The organism is Paracoccus ferrooxidans (assembly GCF_029909815.1).
GTDB lineage: Bacteria > Pseudomonadota > Alphaproteobacteria > Rhodobacterales > Rhodobacteraceae > Paracoccus > Paracoccus versutus.
Genome location: NZ_CP038201.1, coordinates 525,506 through 545,143 on the forward strand (window position 1 = coordinate 525,506; position 19,638 = coordinate 545,143).

Annotated in this window: 20 protein-coding genes; 17 read left to right on the top strand and 3 right to left on the bottom strand. The window is 67.9% G+C overall.

The genetic code is table 11. The features are described 5' to 3' along the window. Positions 1-27: 27 nt before the first annotated feature. From E3U26_RS15615 to E3U26_RS15645, 7 genes are all read left to right on the top strand, one after another. Positions 28-975: a LysR substrate-binding domain-containing protein gene (locus tag E3U26_RS15615; protein ID WP_499105925.1), complete on the top strand. Its 948-nt coding sequence runs from the start codon at positions 28-30 to the stop codon at positions 973-975. Positions 976-1,278: 303 nt separating this feature from the next. Next, positions 1,279-2,130 (top strand): glycine betaine ABC transporter substrate-binding protein, encoded by an 852-nt coding sequence (locus tag E3U26_RS15620; RefSeq protein ID WP_140848994.1) that lies wholly within the window; start codon positions 1,279-1,281, stop codon positions 2,128-2,130. A 75-nt stretch (positions 2,131-2,205) separates the two neighbouring features. Then, complete coding sequence (locus E3U26_RS15625) at positions 2,206-3,291, top strand: quaternary amine ABC transporter ATP-binding protein (RefSeq protein WP_499105926.1); 1,086 nt, start codon at positions 2,206-2,208, stop codon at positions 3,289-3,291. A gap of 12 nt (positions 3,292-3,303) precedes the next feature. Next, positions 3,304-4,152 (top strand): ABC transporter permease, encoded by an 849-nt coding sequence (locus tag E3U26_RS15630; protein ID WP_072464106.1) that lies wholly within the window; start codon positions 3,304-3,306, stop codon positions 4,150-4,152. Beyond that, positions 4,149-4,994 (top strand): ABC transporter permease, encoded by an 846-nt coding sequence (locus E3U26_RS15635; protein ID WP_214274686.1) that lies wholly within the window; start codon positions 4,149-4,151, stop codon positions 4,992-4,994. The genes E3U26_RS15630 and E3U26_RS15635 overlap by 4 nt, the downstream gene beginning before the upstream one ends. Positions 4,995-5,547: 553 nt before the next feature. Beyond that, complete coding sequence (locus E3U26_RS15640) at positions 5,548-7,086, top strand: hypothetical protein (protein ID WP_499105927.1); 1,539 nt, start codon at positions 5,548-5,550, stop codon at positions 7,084-7,086. Then, on the top strand, positions 7,083-8,324 hold the full coding sequence (locus tag E3U26_RS15645) for a hypothetical protein (RefSeq protein WP_499105929.1): 1,242 nt from the start codon (positions 7,083-7,085) through the stop codon (positions 8,322-8,324). Before E3U26_RS15640 ends, E3U26_RS15645 begins: the two co-directional genes overlap by 4 nt. Positions 8,325-8,330: 6 nt before the next feature. Here the strand turns inward: E3U26_RS15645 and E3U26_RS15650 are convergent, their stop codons facing one another. Next, a complete protein-coding gene (locus E3U26_RS15650) occupies positions 8,331-9,962 on the bottom strand; it encodes a peptidoglycan-binding protein (protein ID WP_499105930.1) in 1,632 nt (543 codons plus the stop codon). 519 nt (positions 9,963-10,481) lie between these two features. Here E3U26_RS15650 and E3U26_RS15655 point away from each other — a divergent pair. The 4 genes from E3U26_RS15655 to E3U26_RS15670 all read left to right on the top strand — a co-directional run bounded on the left by E3U26_RS15655 (position 10,482) and on the right by E3U26_RS15670 (position 13,473). Next, entirely contained in the window at positions 10,482-11,009 is a 528-nt protein-coding gene (locus E3U26_RS15655; RefSeq protein WP_499105931.1) for a putative pterin-binding protein, read from the top strand. After that, complete coding sequence (locus E3U26_RS15660) at positions 11,009-12,433, top strand: sensor histidine kinase (RefSeq protein WP_449044870.1); 1,425 nt, start codon at positions 11,009-11,011, stop codon at positions 12,431-12,433. Before E3U26_RS15655 ends, E3U26_RS15660 begins: the two co-directional genes overlap by 1 nt. Further along, positions 12,387-13,025, top strand: coding sequence for a response regulator transcription factor (locus E3U26_RS15665; RefSeq protein ID WP_499105932.1), 639 nt, complete (start codon positions 12,387-12,389; stop codon positions 13,023-13,025). Before E3U26_RS15660 ends, E3U26_RS15665 begins: the two co-directional genes overlap by 47 nt. A gap of 106 nt (positions 13,026-13,131) precedes the next feature. Further along, positions 13,132-13,473, top strand: a complete 342-nt coding sequence (locus E3U26_RS15670) for a zinc ribbon domain-containing protein YjdM (RefSeq protein WP_449044869.1) — start codon at positions 13,132-13,134, stop codon at positions 13,471-13,473. A gap of 188 nt (positions 13,474-13,661) precedes the next feature. Here the strand turns inward: E3U26_RS15670 and E3U26_RS15675 are convergent, their stop codons facing one another. After that, positions 13,662-14,306, bottom strand: coding sequence for a 3-oxoacid CoA-transferase subunit B (locus E3U26_RS15675; RefSeq protein ID WP_243785918.1), 645 nt, complete (start codon positions 14,304-14,306; stop codon positions 13,662-13,664). Next, the gene (locus E3U26_RS15680) at positions 14,306-15,043 is read right to left on the bottom strand and encodes a CoA transferase subunit A (protein ID WP_499105933.1); all 738 of its coding nucleotides are present in this window, start codon (positions 15,041-15,043) and stop codon (positions 14,306-14,308) included. Before E3U26_RS15680 ends, E3U26_RS15675 begins: the two co-directional genes overlap by 1 nt. Before the next feature lie 118 nt (positions 15,044-15,161). On the opposite strand from E3U26_RS15680, the gene E3U26_RS15685 reads away from it, so the two are divergent. From E3U26_RS15685 to E3U26_RS15710, 6 genes are all read left to right on the top strand, one after another. Further along, positions 15,162-15,740, top strand: coding sequence for a LuxR C-terminal-related transcriptional regulator (locus E3U26_RS15685; protein WP_036759459.1), 579 nt, complete (start codon positions 15,162-15,164; stop codon positions 15,738-15,740). A gap of 664 nt (positions 15,741-16,404) precedes the next feature. Then, positions 16,405-16,644 (top strand): DUF6634 family protein, encoded by a 240-nt coding sequence (locus E3U26_RS15690; protein ID WP_499105934.1) that lies wholly within the window; start codon positions 16,405-16,407, stop codon positions 16,642-16,644. Positions 16,645-17,018: 374 nt separating this feature from the next. Continuing rightward, on the top strand, positions 17,019-17,156 hold the full coding sequence (locus E3U26_RS15695) for a hypothetical protein (RefSeq protein WP_240540599.1): 138 nt from the start codon (positions 17,019-17,021) through the stop codon (positions 17,154-17,156). A 31-nt stretch (positions 17,157-17,187) separates the two neighbouring features. Next, positions 17,188-18,129, top strand: a complete 942-nt coding sequence (locus E3U26_RS15700) for an AAA family ATPase (protein ID WP_499105935.1) — start codon at positions 17,188-17,190, stop codon at positions 18,127-18,129. Positions 18,130-18,167: 38 nt separating this feature from the next. Further along, a complete protein-coding gene (locus E3U26_RS15705; protein ID WP_499105936.1) occupies positions 18,168-18,797 on the top strand; it encodes a DUF6634 family protein in 630 nt (209 codons plus the stop codon). A gap of 88 nt (positions 18,798-18,885) precedes the next feature. Beyond that, positions 18,886-19,497 carry a hypothetical protein gene (locus tag E3U26_RS15710; protein WP_499105937.1) on the top strand — a complete coding sequence of 204 codons (612 nt, stop codon included), beginning with the start codon at positions 18,886-18,888 and terminating at the stop codon, positions 19,495-19,497. Positions 19,498-19,638 lie beyond the last annotated feature (141 nt).

Consider the following 19,638-nt stretch of genomic DNA (forward strand, 5'->3'; position numbering starts at 1 on the left):
CCCTGTCCAAGGGAAAGCGTCACTGCCATGCCGCCGATCAAGCGCCGCTACCTGCCGTCACTTGGGGCCTTCGCGACCTTCGAGATCGCGGCCAAGCACCTGAGCTTTACCCTGGCGGCGAAGGAGCTGAACGTGACCCAGGGCGCCGTCAGCCAGCAGATCCGCCTGCTGGAGCGCGCCCTGGAGGTGGCCCTGTTCATCCGCAAGCACAATGCGCTGGAACTGACGCCCGAAGGGGCGGGCCTGTTCCAGGCGGTGACGGCGGGGCTCGACACCATCAGCGCCGCGGTTTCGGTGCTGGCGGGGGACGAGGGGCCGCAGACCGTGACCATCTCGGCCACGGACGCGATGGCGGCCTATTGGCTCAAGCCGCTGATCGACAGCTTCCGGCGCAGCCACCCCGAGGTGGGCTTCGTCGTGCTGGCCTCGGACGCCGACGACACCCTGCGCAACTATTCCGGGGTGGACATCGCCATCCTGTGCGGCAACGAGCGCTGCGAGGTCGGCGAAGAGCTGCATTTCCTGTTCCAGGAGATCGCCCAGCCGGTCTGCACGCCGGCCTTCCTGGCCGAGCATGGCCCCTTCGCGGCGGCCGAGGATCTGAACCGGGTGAATCTTCTGCACCTGCATGACCGGCATTGGAGCGCGGATGCGATCGGCTGGCAGCCGCTGGGCTGGGCGGAATGGTTCCGCGCCCAGGGCGCCGAATGGTCCAAGGCGCCCTCGAGCCTGTCCACGAACAAGGTCAGCCTGCTGATGAACGCCACCCTGGCCGGCGAAGGGGTGATGCTGGGCTGGCACCACATGGTCCGCGGCCCCATCGCCGAAGGCCAGCTGGTCTTTGCCCATCCCGCGCCGATCACCGCGGGCCGCGGCAATTTCCTCAACTGCAGGAAGAAATCGCTCAAGCGGGCCGGGGTCGCGGCCTTCGTGGATCATGTGCTGGCGGCGCTGCGGGCGCAGGGGCGGGACTGACGGTCGCAGCGCCGGACCTGCAGCGGGGCTGATGCCGCCCCGGCCGTTGCCGCAGATTTTCTAATGCCTCGCTACAGGAAAATCTCGTTTGCCCGAAGGCCGGCGGTAATGGATAAATTCGTCTATTCCGGGCGTGGGGGACGCTTTGGAGCATCCCGGCCGACAACCCCCCGGAAATTGCCGCCTTAACGGTCCCTTGCAACGGGGGCCGGACAAATCCCGCCGCGACAGGCTTGCGCGGCGAATGACGGCTCTTGCCCGGTGGCGGGGGCTGCGGACCAACAGATCCATGGAGGAACACGCATGCGCAGACTTTTCAAAGCCGTCCTTGCCGGCGCCCTGGCGCTTGGGCTTGCGTCGCCGGTTGTGGCGCAGGACAAGGTGGTCAAGATGGGGACACTGTCCTGGGAGGACCTGACCCCGATCACCGGCATCACCAAGAAGGTGCTGGAGGACAAGGGCTATACCGTCGAGGTGACCGAGTTCTCGGAATGGGGCATCGCCTATGCGGCGCTGGCCAAGGGCGACGTGCAGATCCTGGCCTCGCAGACCGATTACGTCGCCCAGGACTACTGGCAGCGCAACAAGAGCCGGCTCGAGAAGATCTCGCCGGTCTCGCACGGGCTCTACCAGGCGATCGCGGTGCCGAACTACGTCACCATCGACTCGGTCGAGCAGCTGAACGAGAATGCCGAGAAGTTCGGCGGCAAGATCGTCGGCATCGAGCCCGGCTCGGGGCTGATGCGCGACGCGGCCGATGCGGTGTCGGAATACGGGCTGACGCTGCAGCTGGTCGAGGGCAGCACCGCGGCGATGACCGCGGCGCTGAAATCGGCCATCGACCGGCAGGAATGGATCGCCGTCACCCTGTGGGAGCCGTCCTGGATGATGCAGAAGTTCGACGTGAAGTTCCTGGCCGACCCCAAGGGCGTCTTCCCGCCGCCGCAGGGCTATTACTGGATCGGCCAGAAGGGCTTTTCCGAGGCAAACCCCGAGGCGCGCGAGATCATCGCCAGCGTCTACGTGCCGCTTGCCGTGATCACCGCGATCAACGGCGCGGTCAGCGACGGCCAGAGCATGGACCAGGCCATCGCCGACTGGACCGCGGCCAATGCCGACCTGATCGGTCGCTGGTCGAACATCAAGTCCTACTGACCGCCGCAGCGGGCGGCCCGGCTCGGGGCCGCCCGGCATGACCGCAAACCCAGCAGGAAGGCGCGACAGGAAAAGATGGAAAAGGCGAATACGGACGCGGACACGGCCGAGGTTCTGATCGACTGCCGGTCGGTGTGGAAGGTCTTCGGCGAGCGCAATGCCGAGGCGATCCGGGCGATCACGGAACGCGGGCTGACGAAAAAGGAAATCCTGCAGCAATACAATTGCGTCGTCGGCGTCTCGGACGCCACCTTGCAAGTGCGGCGCGGCGAGATCTTCTGCATCATGGGGCTTTCGGGCTCGGGCAAGTCGACGCTGATCCGACTGCTCAACCGGCTGATCGAGCCGAGCCTGGGCCAGGTCATGGTCAAGGGCCAGGACATCGCCACCCTGGACGCGGCGGCGCTGCGCCGGATGCGGGCGCGCCATATCGGCATGGTGTTCCAGTCGGTGGCCCTGCTGCCACAGCGCACGGTGCTGGAAAACGCGGCCTTCGGGCTCGAGGTGCAGGGCGTGGGCAAGGACGAGCGCAACCGCGCCGCCCAGGCCGCGCTGGCCAAGGTGGGGCTGGCGGACTGGACCGCGCGCTACCCGTCCGAGCTTTCGGGCGGCATGCAGCAGCGGGTGGGGCTGGCGCGCGCGCTGACCTCGGACCCCGAGATCATCCTGATGGACGAGCCGTTTTCGGCGCTCGACCCGCTGATCCGGCGCCAGTTGCAGGACGAGTTCCGCCAGCTGACCAAGGATCTGGGCAAGTCGGCGGTGTTCATCACCCACGACCTCGACGAGGCGATCCGCATCGGCGACCGCATCGCCATCATGAAGGACGGCGTCATCATCCAGACCGGCACCGCCGAGGAGATCGTGATGAACCCGGCCGACCAATATGTCGCCGATTTCGTCGCCGGCATCTCGCGCCTGCACCTGGTCAAGGCGCATTCGGTGATGATCCCGCCCGGCGAATGGGCGGGCGCGCCCGAGGGCCTGCCGTGCTGCCCGCCCGAGGCCGACATCGACACGCTGATCGCCACCATCGCCGGCTCGGACCGCGACGCCGTGGCCATCGTCGAGGGCGATGCGGTGGTCGGCATCGTCACCATCCGCAACCTGCTGTCGGGCGTGCGCGGCGATGCCGCCGCCCTGCCCGCCGCGGCGGCCTGAGGAGGCGGGGTGATGGAGATGTCCGCCCTGATCGCCGGTTTCGACGAAACCGTCGACAACGCGCTGTTCTGGCTTGGCGATCACGCCGCCTTCCTGTTCGACTTCTTCCGCCTGGTGCTGGAGGGGCTTTATGACGGGGCGCTGTGGCTGCTGGAGCTGCCGCCCTTCTACGTCGTCGCGCTGCTTGCGGGGCTTCTGGGCTGGCGCGTCGTCGGGCGCGGCTTCGGCCTGGGCGTCGCGCTGGCGCTGCTGGCTTGCGCCGCCATGGGGCTGTGGCCCGAGACGATGAGCACGCTGGCGCTGGTCGTCGCCGCCAGCATCATCGCGCTGGCAATCAGCCTGCCCCTGGGGGTGCTGGCCGGGCTGATGCCGCGGCTCGACCGGGCGCTGGTGCCGGTGCTGGACCTGATCCAGACCCTGCCGCCCTATATCTACCTGCTGCCGGCGATTGCGCTTCTGGGCTACGGGCCGGCGACGGCGCTGGTGGCGACGGTGATCGTGGCCATGCCGCCGGCGATCCGGCTGACCGCGCTCGGCATCCGCCAGACCCCGCGCGAGTTCATCGAGCTGGGCCAGGCGACCGGCGTCACGCCCCTGCAGATGTTCTGGAAGATCCGGCTGCCCTTTGCCGTGCCCTCGATCATGGCCGGGATCAACCAGAGCCTGATGATGGCCTTCGGCATGGTGGTGATCGCCGGCATCGTCGGCTCGGGCGGGCTGGGCGAGACCATTTATGGCGCCATCCGCACGCTGGACATCGCCACCTCGATCGACGCCTCGATCGCCATCGTCATCCTGACCATGATGCTGGACCGCCTGACCCAGGGCGCGGCCCGGCCCCGCAACGGAGCGCGGACATGACCCTGCCGAGCGAATTTTCCCCCGGAGCCTTCCTGGCGCCGGCGATCGACTGGCTGAACGCCAATTTCCATCCGTTCTTCGCCCTGATCACCAGGGTGATCGAGGCGGTCCTGGGCACGATCGAGGGCGCGCTGCTGGCGCTGCCGCCCCTTGGGGTGATCGGGCTTGCGGTGCTGGCGGCGCTGCTGGCCATCCACCTGCGCGCGGCGATCCTGGCCGGCTGCTGCCTGGGCTTTTGCTGGCTCAGCGGGCTGTGGACCGGCTCGATGCAGACCATCGCGCTGGTGGCGGTGGCGGTGACGATCTCGGTCGCCATCGCCTTTCCGCTGGGCATCCTGGCCGCGCGCCGGCCGCGGCTCGAGGCGGGGCTGCGCCCGGTCCTCGACATCATGCAGACGGTTCCGCCCTGGGTCTACCTGATCCCGGCAGTGATGATCTTCAGCCTGGGCCGGGTTCCGGCGATCATCGCCACCATCGTCTACGGCGTGCCGCCGATGCTGCGACTGACGACGCTGGCCTTCCGCGGCGTGCCCAGGGATCTCAAGGAGCTGGGCCAGGCCATCGGCGCGAAACCCGGCACCATCCTGTGGAAGATCGAGCTGCCCGCGGCCCGGCCCACGCTTCTGGTGGGGCTGAACCAGTGCATCCTGCTGTCGCTGGCGATGGTGGTCCTGGCCGGGCTGGTCGGCGCCGGGGGGCTGGGCGCCGAGGTGACGCGCGGCCTGACGCGGATGGAGATGGGCCTGGGCCTGCGCGCCGGCCTTGCCATCGTCGCCGTGGCGTTGCTCATGGACCGCCTCTCCCGCGGCGCGATCGAACGCGGCGGTCGGCGTCCCGGCTGACCGCGCCAACCCGTCGACGCCGGCCGGGGATGCGCCTGTCATGTCCGCGGCCGGCGCGCTTGCGCCCCGCGGGGGAGCAGGCGGGCCACGGGCCTGACCGGCCGCAGCCCGACGGAATGCAGTCCGATGCGAGATGCTCCGGGGTGTCGGTCGTGAGGATGGTATCCATCTGCATGGCGGCGGGGCGTACCCTGCTGCCCCTTGGCACGGCGCAGGTCCAGGCCGTGGTTACGGGCGACGGCGGCGTGACGCCTTACGCCTTCAACCGGGATGCCGAGGGGAAATTCGCCTGCTACTGGGATTGCGCCAGGATCTGGCCGCCCCTTCGGGGCAGCAGCGACGAGGAAAAGGGCAAGGGCTGGACCGTGGTCGAGCGCAGCGACGGCGCGCTGCAATGGGTCTATGGCGGCAAGCCGCTTTACTGCCATGCCGACGACCAGGCGGCGGCGCCTGGCAGGTGCCGGCCGATTAGGCCCGCGCCGGCACCGAAGCGGCTTGCAAGTTTCGCGCCGATGCTTTCCCTTCTTGCCGAAGCAGCAAGAGGAGAAAGACCATGCGCCCGCTTGCCCGACGCCTTGCCGCCGGCGCCGCCCTTTCGCTGGCCCTGGCCGGTACCGCCCATGCCGAGCCCGCGCCGACCAGCGTGTTTTCCCCCGCCAATATCGCGGCGGGGTTGGTGCGCGGGGCCATTTCCTATGCCCGGATGGTGGCCGACATCCGCTATGACGGGCTGGAGATCGACGCGCAACGCGGCGGGCTGGTGCTGCGCGACCTGCATGTCGCCGGGCTTGGCCGGCACAAGAACTGCCGGGTTACGCTGGGGCGGCTGCAGGTCTCGGGCCTCAGCCTCTGGAACCAGGCGGAATCGCGGCTGCGCCTGGACGCGGCCGACCTGTCGATCGCCAACAACTGCTTCGGCCCCAATGCGGCGATGATCGGCGTGGTGACGGGCGGGGCCAGCATTCCCCTGGCCGCGCTGTCGGTCGATCTGCGCCAGGCCTCGGGCAGCGGTGCGCTGAGCGCCGACATCCAGGCCATCAGCCCTGGCATTGTCCGGATCGAGGCGGGCGCGGATTTCGATTATGTTTCCTTGTTCTCGCCGGATTTCTTCGAAAAAATCACGGCGGCGAGCCAGCCCGACGAGACCGGCGCCGTCACCGAGGAGACGCCGCAGATCGGCCTGCGCGGCACGTTGCGCGCGGCGCATCTGTCGGCGGAAAACCTGGGCGTCTGGGAAAGGCTGAAGCCGCTTTTGCCGCCCGAGGCCAGCAGTCCCGAGGCCTTGCAGGCGCTGCTGACCGCCGAGCCGGGCAGCGCCCTGCACCAGTCGCAGCAGGGGCTGGTGCGGGCGTTGCGGGCCTTCATGGCCGAGCCGGGCCTTGTCACCGCCGAGGTCCGCCCGGCCGAGCCGGTGGCCTTCGACACCACGCTATGGGCCGGGCCCGAGGATGCGGCGGCGCTGTTCCGGCCGCAGTTTTCGAACGGGTTGCCCACGCCGCCGGTGGCGCTGATCGCCGATCCCGCGACGCATCAGGACAACCGCGCCCTGGGTCTGGCGCTGGCCGAGGGCAGGGGGGTGCCGCAAAACAGCCGCCGCGCCGTCGAGCTGCTGACCCCCATGCGGGAGGATGCCGAGGTGGCGCTGGCCCTGGCGCGACTGACCGCCGGCACCGATCCCGCGCTTGCCTATGGCCATGCGCTGCGGGCGGCGGCGCAGGGGGTGACGGGCGGCGCCGCGATGCTGGAGCGGATCGAGGCCGGGCTTGCCACCGCCGATCTGCTGGCGGCGCAGGAGGCGGCCGAAACCGCCCCGCCCGAGGGCAGCTTCGCCTCGACCCTGGCGCTGCGCGACGCGGCGCTGGCGCATGAGCGGGGCGAGGGCGTGATGCGCAGCTATGTGCTGGCCTGGCGGCTGGCCGCGCTGGCCGCGGCGGCGGGCGACGGCCCGGCGCAGGCGCTGATGGCGCGGCTGGAGGCGCGCTTCGGGGCCGATCCGATCTGGCTGCGCGCCCGCGACCGGGCAGAGGAGCTGGCGCTGGAGGATTGGACGCGGCGCAAACTGGCGCAGCGCCTGGCGGAGGGCCGGCCATGAGGCGGCTGACCCTTTCCCTGGCGCTTGCCCTTGCCGCGCCTGCCGCGCCGGTGCAGGCGCAGGCGCCGCAGCCCGTCGAGCCGTCGCCGCTGTCGCGGGAAATCGCGCAGAACGGCATCGCCGCCACGCTGGAGCGGCTGCAGGCGCTGCCCGCCCCGGCGCCCGACGAGCGTTTCGCCATCGCCGGGCTGGAGTTCCTGGGCGCGGTCGAGGCGGCCTGGCGCTGGCGCGTGACCTATGGCGTGGCGCCCTTTGGCGGCATGATCTTCGGCTCGGCCGCCGAACTGCCGCAAACCGTGCCGCCGCAGCCGATGCCGCCCGAAGCGCTGGCCGAGCAGACGCAGGCCACGCTGGAGGCGATGGCGCGCAGCCGCTCCGCGCTGGACGGGCTGGGGGCGGACGAGGATTTCGGGCTGGCGATCTCGCTGGGCGATCTGTGGTTCGACCTCGACGCCGATGGCCGGCGCGGGATGGGCGAGGGCGCGGCGGAACTGCTGGACGGGATCGTCTGGTCCAGCATGCCGGGCCTTGACCCGGAGACGGGCGAACCCGCCCCGCCGCCCGCGCTGCCGGTGATCCGCTTCGACCGCGCCGATGCGGCCTGGCTTGCGGCCTATACGCATCTGGTCTCGGGCGGGGGCGAGCTGCTGCTGGCCTTCGACCCGACGCCCAGCCTGCGCAAGGTCTTTGCCACGCGGGCCCGGATCGACGAAAGCCGCCTGGCCGGGGGCGAGGCCGTTCTGCCGCCGATGCTGGACGATTTCATCGACCCGCTGGCCGTCGCCATCGACATGCTGCGCAACCAGCCCGATGCCGGGCGCACCCGCGCCGCCCGCGCGCATTGGCAGCAGACCATCGACCAGAACCGCCGCTTCTGGACGCTGGTCGGGCAGGAAAGCGACGATGCCGGCGAATGGATCCCGAACGACCGCCAGGTCTCGGCCACCGGCATCGCCTTTCCGCCCGGCACCGGCATCGCCTGGCAGGCGGTGCTGGCCGATGGCGAGGCGCTGCTGGCGGGCGAGCGCAGCATCCCGTTCTGGCGCGGGCCGATGGGCATCGACCTGGGGGCATGGCTGGAAGACCCGGCGCCGCTGCCGGTGGACGGGGTGATCCAGGGCTGGGCGCTGGCCGATTACTTCTCGGACGCGCCGCCGGTCAGCCCGGAAAGCTTTCGTCGCTTTTCGGACATGCTGATGGACACCGGCCCCTTCCTGGCCATGGTGATGCTGAACTGAGCGGGGTCACTTCACCAGTTCGCGGATGATCGTGTCGAGCCCGATGACGCCGTTGCCGATCTGGCCCTGGTTGATCAGCCGGTTGCGGCGCTGGCGGGCCTGCTCGGCATGTTCGCCGCGCGGGAAGTTCTGAAGGTATTGCGTATAGGATTGCACGGTATCGGCCTGCCGCGCCCGCGCCCAGGCCTGGTCCTCGCGGTCGCCGCGCGGGGTGTCCCGGTCGGCATTGGCCAGCCGCTGCCGGGCGGTCTGGGCATAGATGCCGTTGGGGTAACGGTCCAGATAGGCGCGCAGGTTGCGCACGCCTCCCCTGGCGCCGGTCTGCTGCCAATAGGCGTGGTCCTGTTCGTCCCGGCTGGGGGCGGCCGCATTGGCCTGCGCCCGCATGGCATCCACCTGCGGCCCGGTCAGATAGCCCGTCACCGCATAGCCGTTGCGCTGCTGCCAGCCCCGGATGGCCGCGCGCGAGCGCGAGCCGAAGATCCCGTCCGCGCCGCCGGTCGAATAGCCCAGCGTGTTCAGCCGGCGCTGGATCGTCACCCGGTCGCCGCGCGACAGGTTCAGCCGGTTCTCGGTCAGCTCGGCCTGCGAGGCCTGGCGGGGCTGCTGGATTTCCTGTGCGCGCGGCTGCACGGGGGCCGGCGCGGGGGCGGGGGTCGGCGCGAGGGCCGGCGTCGGGTCGGGGCGCAATTCGGCCAGCCTGTTTTGCGCGGCCTGGGCAAACTCGCCCTGCGGATAGCGGGCCAGGTAGTCCTGATAGGCGGCGACGGTATTGGCCGCCGCGGCATCGGCCCACAGATCGCGGTCCGACTGCACCGCCCCCAGCGCATCGAGTCGCGCCTTGGCCGCCGCCGAGTAGAGCCCGCCGGGGTAGCGGTCGAGATAGCCGCGATAGGCGGCCGCCGTATCCTCGGCCGCGGCCTTGGCCCAAAGGTCGCGGTCGGCGTCCAGCGGCCCGGCCGGGGCATCGGCGTCCGGTCCGGCCGCGACCAGAACCAGCTGCGCATCGCCGCCCTCGGCCATCGCCAGCCGGTCGTCTGCGCCGACCACATCGCCGACCGAGGTGCCGGGCTTGAGCAGCGCCGCCGCCGCCGCGCTGGTCGCCGCGGGCGGCCCCGAGATCACCGTCACCCCCTTGGGCGGCGTCAGCGGGCCGATGCCGTTCTCCAGCCCGGCCGCATGTTCCATTTCCGCCTCGTCCGAGCCGAGCAGCAGCACCGCGCCCGGCTGCGCCTGCTTCATCAGGTCCAGCACCATGGACAGCGGCACGCCCTGCGAGCCGGCGCCGACCAGGTCGGGCTTGTCGGCATCGGTGCCCATATACCAGCTGTCGCTGCCGCCATGCAGGAAGCGGCCGTTCAGCAGCACGATCCGCGCGCCGGGGGAATCGTCGGGCCGGAGCAGGTCGGCCAGCGCCTGGCGCACGTCCTGGACCACCAGGTCGGCCCCGGCCACGGTGCGGAACCCGGCCGCCTTCATCGCGGCAGAGGCGGCGCCGGCATCGGCATCGGCCAGTTCCGGCGCGTTCTGGTAGCGCGCATTGGCGATCACCACGCCGCGGTTCTCGGCCAGGGCCGGTCCCGCCGCAAGCAGGGCGGCCAGAAAGAGCGACAGGTGACGCATGGCTTTCTCCTTCATCGCGATGCTTCCTGGCCATAAGCGCCGGGCAGCGGAATCGTTCCCGGTTAGCCGCGGCGCCCCAAGCCGGCAAGCGGGGCGCGGACACATGGGCGCGAGCGCCCGGCGCTTTCGGCAGGGCTTTGCCGAAGCAGGCCGCCGGATCGGCGGCGGGCCGGGGGAGGAACCGGAAGCGGGCGCCGGGGATTGCGGGACCGGGTGCCATGGGTGCATCCGCCGGGCGCGGGCGGACCCCGCGGATGGGACGCCAGCGCAACGGCGCAGCGTGGACGGGCAGGGGAGGCGCGGCCATTCCCCTGTTTTGGGGAATGGTGCCCCCCAGCCGCCAGTGCCAGAATGACCTGCGTCCGATCGGGCCGCGCGATTGTCGCGAAATCCCCTCTCACGTCCCGAGGACAGGCGGTTTATCGTAGCGAGTAATCGGCCCTTCGGCCGAAGGTAACGAAACGGCATGCGCGAGCTATACCCCGGTTCGCGCATGTCCTACCCACCGCTGTTTCCTGTCGGAGAGAGGACCAGATGCGTCGCGCGATGGAGACCGTCCTGAGCAGAAGAGACCTTGTCCTGTTCGGATCAATGGCGGCCCTGGCGGCCGTTCTGCCCGCCCCGCGGCTTTTCGCCCGCCCGGCCGGGGCGATGCTGACGATCACCGAACCCTCGGGCAGGGTAAGGCAGCTCGAGGCCGAGGACATTGCCGCGCTGCCCTGGCAGCAGCTCACCACGCAGACCCCCTGGACCGACGGCAAGCAGCAGTTCCGCGGCCCCTTCCTTCGCGACGTGCTGACCAGCGGCGGGATGACGCGGTCGGAACTGGCCGGGCGCAAGCTTCTGATGAAGGCGCTGAACGATTACGGCATCGTGCTTCCGGCCGACGATGCCTGGGATTACGAGCCCGTCCTGGCGCGCGAGATGAACGGCAAGCCCATGCGGGTGCGCGACAAGGGACCGCTCTGGCTGGTCTATCCGCGCGACCAGCGGCCGGACCTGCAGCTTGCCGTCATGGACGAACGCTGGATCTGGCAGCTGTTCGAGATCACCATCCTCTGATGCGCCTGCGCGGTTCCCATTTCGCGCTCCTGACGATTGCCAGCTTTGTCCTGCTGTTCGTCTATTCCCTGTTCCAGCTGGTCAATATCGACCGCGCCTTTCGCGAAGAGATCGTCGAGCGCAACCTCTGGGCCGCGAACCAGGCGGATCGCGAGGCGCAGAACCTGATGCTGACCCTTTACCGCGTCAGCCTGGACCGGGATGTCGAGGACGTGCTGCTGCGCTTCGAGATCCTCTACAGCCGCATCGCGCTGATGGCGGATCGGCCGCAGATCGACTATCTGCGTGCGATCGGCGCGGACGATCTGGTTTTCCAGGCCAAGAGCCTGCTGGAAGAACTGGACGGGGCCTTCATGGCCGAGGATTTCGACGCCACCGATCTGGAGGTGCTGACGCCGCGCGTCGCCGTGCTTTCCTCGGTCCTGCGCGAGATCACCAACATCACCGCGCTGGACGAAAGGATCGACCGCCACGTCCGCCGCGAAGCCCTGTTGCAGATCATGCAATTGCTGCTGCTGGCCGTCGGCGGCGCCTTCCTGACCGGGGTGGTCATGGCCGGCCTTTTGTGGCGCAACATGCGCCGCTCCATGCGCGCGCAGGCGGAACTGCAAGCCCATCGCGCGGAACTGGAAAGGACGGTCGCCGCCCGCACGACCGAGCTGCAGGAGGCGCTGGAGGTCGAGCGCAGGGCCAAGGAGGTCTATCGCAGCTTCATCGTCACCGTCTCGCACCAGTTCCGCACGCCGGTTTCCATCATCCACATGATCGCGCAAAGACAGCTGCGCGGCGAGGAAACGCCGCTTTCGGAAACGCTCAGGCGCAAGTTCAGCCGGATTCTGGACGCGGCGGAACGGCTTGAACGGCTGCTGAGCGGCTTTCTCGCCTCGGCCAGCGTCGAGGGCAAGGACATCGCGCTTTCGCGCCGCCTCGTCGATTTCAACGAGATCGCCCGGATCGCCGCCGAGCAGACCCGGCAAGCCAACCCGGACCGGGTGCTGGAGGTCGCCCTGTCGGACATGCCGCTGCTGGCGGATGCCGATCCCGTGCTGCTGGAGCAGGTGGTGCTGAACCTGCTGTCCAATGCGATGAAATATTCCGAAGCGCCGGCGCCGGTCCGGCTGGATACGTGGCGCGACGGCGACCGGATCTTCTGCCGCGTCAGGGATCGCGGCGCGGGCATCCCGCCGGCGGCGCAGGGCGCGGTTTTCGACCGGTTCTATCGCGCGCCGAATGTTCACCGATTGCCCGGAGTCGGGGTTGGCCTGAGCCTGGTTCGTGATATTGTCGCGCTGCACGGCGGCGAGGTCACGTTCACCTCGCGCCTGGGTGAGGGGTCGGAGTTCGTTGTCGCCGTGCCTGCCAAGGGGGATCACGTCGATGAATCGGGAGCGCGGGCCGGCGACCATTCTTTGTGTCGAGGATGAGCTGTTCATCCTCGAGGAATTGCAGGAGGAACTCGCGTCCAGGGGCTACAGGGTTCTGACCGCGCGCAACGGCGACGAGGCCGAGGCAATCCTGTCCCGAAGCCGGCCCGACATCGTGCTGTGCGACGTCATGCTGCCGGGCCGCAGCGGCTTCGAGCTGCTGAACGATCTGCGCGCCTCGGGCAGGCTGGCGGAAAGGACTGCCTTCATTTTCCTGACCGCGCTGTCGGATCGCGAGCCGCATCTGGCGGGGCTGCGTGCCGGGGCGGACGATTACCTGGCCAAGCCGATCGACCTGGACCTGCTGCATCTCAAGATCGAGAACACCTTGGCCTTCGCGCAGCGGCTTCGCGAAGGCATGGTTCCCGCGGGCGAGCCGCTGGACGTGCGGCTTTCCCGGCGCGAGGAGCAGGTCTTGTCCTTGCTGGGGCAGGGCGAGCGGACCGGGGCCATCGCCTTGCGGCTGGCGATTTCCGAGCATACGGTCAGCCATTATATCAAGGAGCTCTACCGCAAGCTCGGCATCAACAACCGCGCCGATGCCGCCCGCGTGGCGATCTCGCTGGGGCTCGGCACCACGAGCAAGGTCTAGCCGCCGCGCAGGCGCGATCCTCGGCCCGCCGGCTGCGGCGGAACGCCCCGGAATGCCGCAGTTTTCGCGATGGCCAAGCGCAGGCCCCAGGGCTAGAGTGGCGCCCATGAGCCAAAGCCTGCCGCCGTGCCCCGAATGTTCCTCCTCCTATGCCTATCAGGTGGATGCCCTGCTTGTCTGCCCCGAATGCGGGCATGAATGGTCCCAGGATGCGGGATCCGAGCCCGCCGACGAGGTGCGCGACAGCGTCGGTAACGTCCTGAAGGACGGCGACACGGTGACGGTGATCAAGGATCTGAAGGTCAAGGGATCGTCCTCGGTGGTCAAGGTCGGCACCAAGGTGCGCGGCATCCGCCTGGTCGAGGGCGATCACGACATCGATTGCCGGATTCCGGGCATCGGGCAGATGGGCCTGAAATCGCAATTCGTGAAGAAGGTCTCGGAATAGCCCGCCTGGGGCTGCGGGACCGCGGCTGCCGCCGGCCATGCGGAACGAAAAAGGGCAGGGCGGTCGCCCATGCCCTCTCTCCATCCCGAGGCGTGCCGTGCCGGCTTTCTCCGTTCGGCAAATACTCTCGGGGGTGAATTGCGGCTTTGCCGCAAGAGGGGGCAGACAGCCCCCTCCCTTCGCGGGCGTCACCCGACGATCGCCGCCTCGGTCGCGGCGCGCAGATCGGCCTCGCTGACGCCATCGGCCAGCTCGACGATGCGCAAGCCGCCCTCGACCACGTCCAGCACCCCCAGGTTGGTGATGATCCGGTCCACCACCCCCTGGCCGGTCAGCGGCAGCGTGCAGGTCTTCAGCACCTTCGACTCGCCATGCTTCGATGTGTGGTCCATCACCACCACCACCCGGCCCACGCCCGCCACCAGGTCCATCGCGCCGCCCATGCCCTTGACCAGCTTGCCGGGGATCATCCAGTTCGCCAGGTCGCCGTTCTCGGCCACCTCCATCGCCCCCAGGATCGCCATGGCGATCTTGCCGCCGCGGATCATCGCGAAGCTCTCGGCGCTGTCGAAATAGGCGGTCTGCGGCAATTCCGTCACCGTCTGCTTGCCGGCGTTGATCAGGTCCGGGTCCTCCTCGCCCTCATAGGGGAAGGGGCCGATGCCCAGCATGCCGTTTTCCGACTGCAGCGTCACATGCACCCCCTCGGGGATATGGTTCGCCACCAGCGTCGGGATGCCGATCCCGAGGTTCACATACCAGCCGTCCTGCAGCTCCCGCGCGGCCCGCGCCGCCATCTGGTTCCGATCCCAGCCCTTGATTTCGGCGGCCATCACGCGGTCTCCTTCCTGCGGGTCGTGTCGAAGACGCGCGAACGAGTCGTGCGCTGCTCGATGCGCTTCTCGTGGCTGCCCTGGACCAGGCGGTGGACATAGATCCCCGGCAAGTGGATGGCGTCGGGATCGAGGCTGCCCGTCGGCACGATCTCCTCGACCTCGCAGACGCAGATGCGCCCGCATTTCGCCGCCGGCACGTTGAAGTTGCGCGCGGTCTTGCGGAAGATCACGTTGCCGGTCTCGTCCGCCTTCCAGCCCTTGACGATCGACAGGTCGGCGACGATGGCGCGTTCCAGGATATAGGTCTGGCCGTCGAAATCCTTGTGTTCCTTGCCCTCGGCGACCACGGTGCCGACGCCGGTCCGGGTATAGAAGCCGGGGATGCCGGCGCCGCCCGCCCGCATGCGCTCGGCCAGGGTGCCCTGCGGGTTGAACTCCAGCTCCAGCTCGCCCGACAGGTATTGCCGCATGAACTCGGCGTTCTCGCCGACATAGGAGGAGATCATCTTGCGGATCTGCCGCGAGTCGAGCAGCTTGCCCAGCCCGAAGCCGTCGACGCCGCAATTGTTGGAGGCGATGGTCAGGTCCCTGGTCCCCGCCCGCAGGATCGCCTCGATGGCGAGCTCGGGGATGCCGCAAAGCCCGAAACCCCCGGCCGCAATCAACATCCCGTCCCGCAACACTCCCTCAAGCGCAGCGGCCGCGCTGGGATAAAGCTTGTTCGATCCTGTCATTCGCACGCCTCGATTTGATTGATCTCCGACGGTCGGCCTTCCCCTCCGCCACGACCGAGCTTGTCGCATGCGGCAGGAATACTCTATCCGTAGGAATACGTAGTCGAATAGGTATTCCATGCAACCAACCGTCCGCCAGCCCGCGGCCAGGGATTACGACAGTCTCGGCTTCCAGAACGCGCCCGATGCCACCCTGGTCCTGGCCGAGCGCGTGATCGTCCGCGCCAGCCTGATGGTCGAAACCGTCTTCGGCTGGACGCCGCAGGAGCTGGCGGGCCGATCCATGCGCTGCCTTTACCCCGGCCAGACCGATTTCGACCTGGTCGGCGAACGCGCCCGCAAGGCGCTGCGCGAGCGGCCGTTCTATCGCGACGAACGCTTCATGCGGCGCAAGGACGGACAGATCGTCTGGATGGAGGGGCGAGGGCGGACCATGGACCAGGCCGACCCGCACCGCCTGGCGATCTGGACCTACCGGCCGCTGGATTCCGCGGTCGGTGCCGACAGCCTGCTGACCGCGACCGAGAAGCGGATTGCCGGCTATCTGGTCAACGGTTTCACCAGCAAGGAGATCGCCAAATCGCTGGGCTGTTCGCCGCGCACGGTCGAGGTGCATCGCGCCAACATGATCCGCAAGATCGGGGTGCGCAACAGTTTCGAACTGGTGCGGCGGCTGCTCGACATCGGCGCAGGCTGAGCGGCATGGACAGCGGCCTGCGTCGGGTGCGGCTGATATCGCCATCGCGAAAGTGGATCAGCCGGGGGGACGGCAGAAATTTGCGCGGCTGAGGCCGTGGTGATGGCGGCGGGAGTCGGAATATGTTTGATTACATAATTTTGGTTATCAGGGAAATTCAACCCTAGAGTGAAAGCCGATGAAACTCGCGATGTTCTGGAAGCTCGTTGAACTGGCGGCCAAAAAAGAGCCATTTTGGCCGTTTCGGCGACCATTGGTTGGCCAAATATTTGCCATTGGATCGCCGATGTAACCAGTATTAAAATATTTCAATGATTTACACTAACGACCGCCCTTCTCGCTTTCCCTGTTCAACGGGCGGCCGAGGCCACTGCGATACTTGATCGTCCCGATTGACGCAGTAGGAACATTTCAGCAACGATCCAGGCACTGACCAGCGATAGCCTCCGAGCGCCGTCTGGCCAGCTGCTATCTCGCCGCCGCTGCTTCGGAGAACCTTTTGTCTCCGGAAAGCGGGTTATGTTGAAAGGTCCGCTGAAGATGCTGTCCTGTTCCGAGAATTCACTCGCCCCGGCTGCTGAGCGGCTGCCGCCATCCCCACACGACCATTCGCGGGCCACAACAGCACACGCGTCGATCGCCGAAACGCATTTCGGGCGCATTCATGCCTTGCTTTGTGCAGGCGCCCTGCCCCAACGATCTTGCACACGCGATCATCCTTGAGGCCTGGCAGCCCTGCCTTTTCATGCAAGGGTTTCCTGCGCTTTGGGGTGTGCTGATGGATCATCCCCGCCTCGGGCGCCGCCCTGTGTTGACACCGCGACTGCTGGTGATTGACCGACCTGACGGCTGGGCCCGCAGCTTGCAGGGCCTGATCCGCTTGGGGTTTTCCTTCGCTCAGTAGCGCGCATTCGCTCCCTCACAGCTGAACGGCATCGCGCGCCAGATACGCGTGATCGAGGCCGCAGGCTATGTGTCCATCGACCCGAAGATGCTGGAAGGTCTGCTTTCGGACTTCGCGCGAACTGTTCGCCTGATACATGCCTGCCGGCCACGCCCTGCCCGCTTGACTGAATCGCCCTATATCGGTTCTGGCCAGAGTATAGACGACCGATCGCCAGGCTGATATCTCGCGGGCACCACGCGATTTCTCGGTCCGGGCCGGTTCGAAAACCCCGCCCGACCTGATCTTCCCAAGCGCCTGATCGCCATCCCTCAAGCCTGCTGCCGCGACCGACCTTTCTTGGTCGACGGCCCCCTCATGACTGGAGTATCCCCATGTCCACCATCCCCTTCATCGAGACCCGCACCTTCAGCCCGAACGAGGGTCGCTTCGAACTCGAGGACCGCTTCAAGCGGCATCTGCGCAAGCTGCGCTGCAAACGGATTCCCCCCGGAGCGTCTGGCCCCACCTGACGATGTCGATGCGCCAAGCGAAAGCCCCGGCATGGATCTGATGGATATCATCGGGATCAGCGCCGACGACGCGGCCCGCATCCGGCGCCGGGTCAAGCGAATCCTGGAGCTTCGCAAGGCCGCCACCGGCCTCGAACACCTGAAGTCGGACGATCGAGCGCGGTTGGACGCGGTGAAGAATGGGGTGCGACTGATCTCTATCCCAAGCGAGCATCGGGCCGACGAACTGGCGGCGGCCTTGCACGAGGACATGCCCTGGATGGCCCCGGCCACCGAGGTGGTCTGGCACGCTGCGCGGCGCTCAGTGCGCGAAGGATGGCCGGGCCTGAGGGTGCCGCCTCTTCTGCTCGACGGTCCGCCGGGCATCGGCAAAAGCCACTGGGCGCGGCGCTTCGGCGAACTGCTCTCGGTGCCGACCGCGGTGATCGAAGCCACCGGCGAGAATGCCAGCTTTGGCGTTGTCGGCTCGCAGCGAGGCTGGGGTGGTTCCCACCCGGGGCGGCTGATCGAAACCGTGCTGCAAAGTCGTATCGCCAATCCCGTCATGATTGTGGACGAGGTGGAAAAGGCCGGACAGGCCTGCTCCATAAAGGGCCACGCCTTCGGGTTGGCAGAGGCGCTTTTGCCGTTGCTGGAGCCGCTGATCGCGACGCGCTGGAGTTGCCTCTATTACCAGGTGAAGTTCGACATGAGCTGGGTGATATGGGTGTTGACCTCGAACGATCACCGCCGGTTGCCGGAACCCTTGCTCAGCCGTTGCCCGCCGATCCCGCTGCGTCCTCTCACCCTCGCCGAACTACAGGGCTTCGTGCGGCGCGAGGGCGTCAAGCGCGCGCTGTCCGAGACGGCCGTCGACGCGATCTGCGAGGTCCTCGCCCACCCCACCCTGCAGCGGCATCACCCCAGCCTGCGGGTCGCCACGCGCATGCTGCAGCGCGCCGCCGATCTGGAACAGCGGCCGGTTCGGCACTGATCCGGCACGTCCATCCTTGCTCATACAGGAGATCAGCCATGAAACTCTCGCCCGAAGACCGCGCCTGGATCGACCAGGCCCTGCAGGCCATCGCCGCTGTCGAAGCCGGCCCCTCGGAAGCGGACATCGCGCATGCGCCGGTTCTGTCGGACTGGAAGCCGTTGATTTCACCGCTCGGGCACGTGATGCTCTGGAGCGAGGTTGTCGGCCACCCCATTCTTGGCAACTCAAGCATCACCACCTCGCAGCTGATCGCGATCAATCCCGGGGCCGGTTGGGCCCGGACGGTGTCGCGCTGGCATCGGCTCGCGCAACCCGTCGCTGTCATTGACGCGGTTCTTGCGAAAAACCTTGGTCTGAAGAATCCAACCGCAGCGGCGATCAAGTTCGCCATACCCGGGTTCATTACCCTGGATGATATGGCGACCCTGGATGAGATCCTGACCGAGAATATCGCACGCATCCGCAAGATCGACGCGGCGGACCGTGCAGCCTCCGGACTCGCCGCGGCCGCGGTGGTTCGGACTGGGCCGATCCCGAGACCTATACGATGGCGCAAGAGGCACGGGACGCCCTGGCGCTGCTGGAGCACCTGGGGATCGCGCGGGCCGCCCTCGGTCGAGGGCAGAGCCCCTCTTTCATCCGAAATTTTTCCGGTTGGCGATTGACGCCCGCTTTCCCGCCTGCCGTAACTCCCATACGAAATAAATTCGGATGGTTCGCAACATGGCAACGTCGGGAGAAATGGTGGCGGCAATGGCCGATCTGTTCGACGTCAACGCCGTGACGATCGAGAGCATCGACCGCAGCCTGTCGGCGGCTGGCCTGCGCCGGAAAAGCGGGCGCGGTCGGTCCGCGCTGCATATGACCGGGTCGGATATCGTCAGCCTGAGTTTCGCGCTGATCCTGGGCACGGGCATGAAAGATGCGGCGGAGAAGGTCGGCAAGGTCAGTCGGATGCCGCGACTGCATGCCTCCGTGCAATGGCGTCCGGACCCGGAAACGCCCCTGTCCGCGCTGGCCGAACAGGTGGAGCAGTATCAGGAGTACCCGGCTGCGACTGCAGGTCTAGGCGTGTTTCCGGGTGGGGCGGCACTTGCCGCGGCGGGGACCTTGGGTGAAGGCGTTGCCGCACTGGTCGATGCGATGGCTGCCGGCGAGTTCCGCTCGCTCGACGATGTGGCGTTGAACCTGCAGATGTCGAGCGTCGGCCCTTCGGCCAGGCTCGCCTATGCCACCCGCGCCGGGGTATTGCGCGTGCATTACGAGACCACCGGTCCGGAAGCGGAGCGTCCGGTCTTCGAGCGTCGTTTCAAGCTCGACGAGTCTCTCCTGCGGCGTCTCGCCGGAATCATAGCCACCCGGTGACCGGCATTGGCCGGGATCTGACGGCATCGATCATGAATGCGGTAATGGACATGAATCCTCTGGCTGCTCTTATCTCGTCCTGGCTCATACGCTGATCCTTCTCGGATCGGACGTAGGGCTCGTTCAGCTGGACGTTCCCGG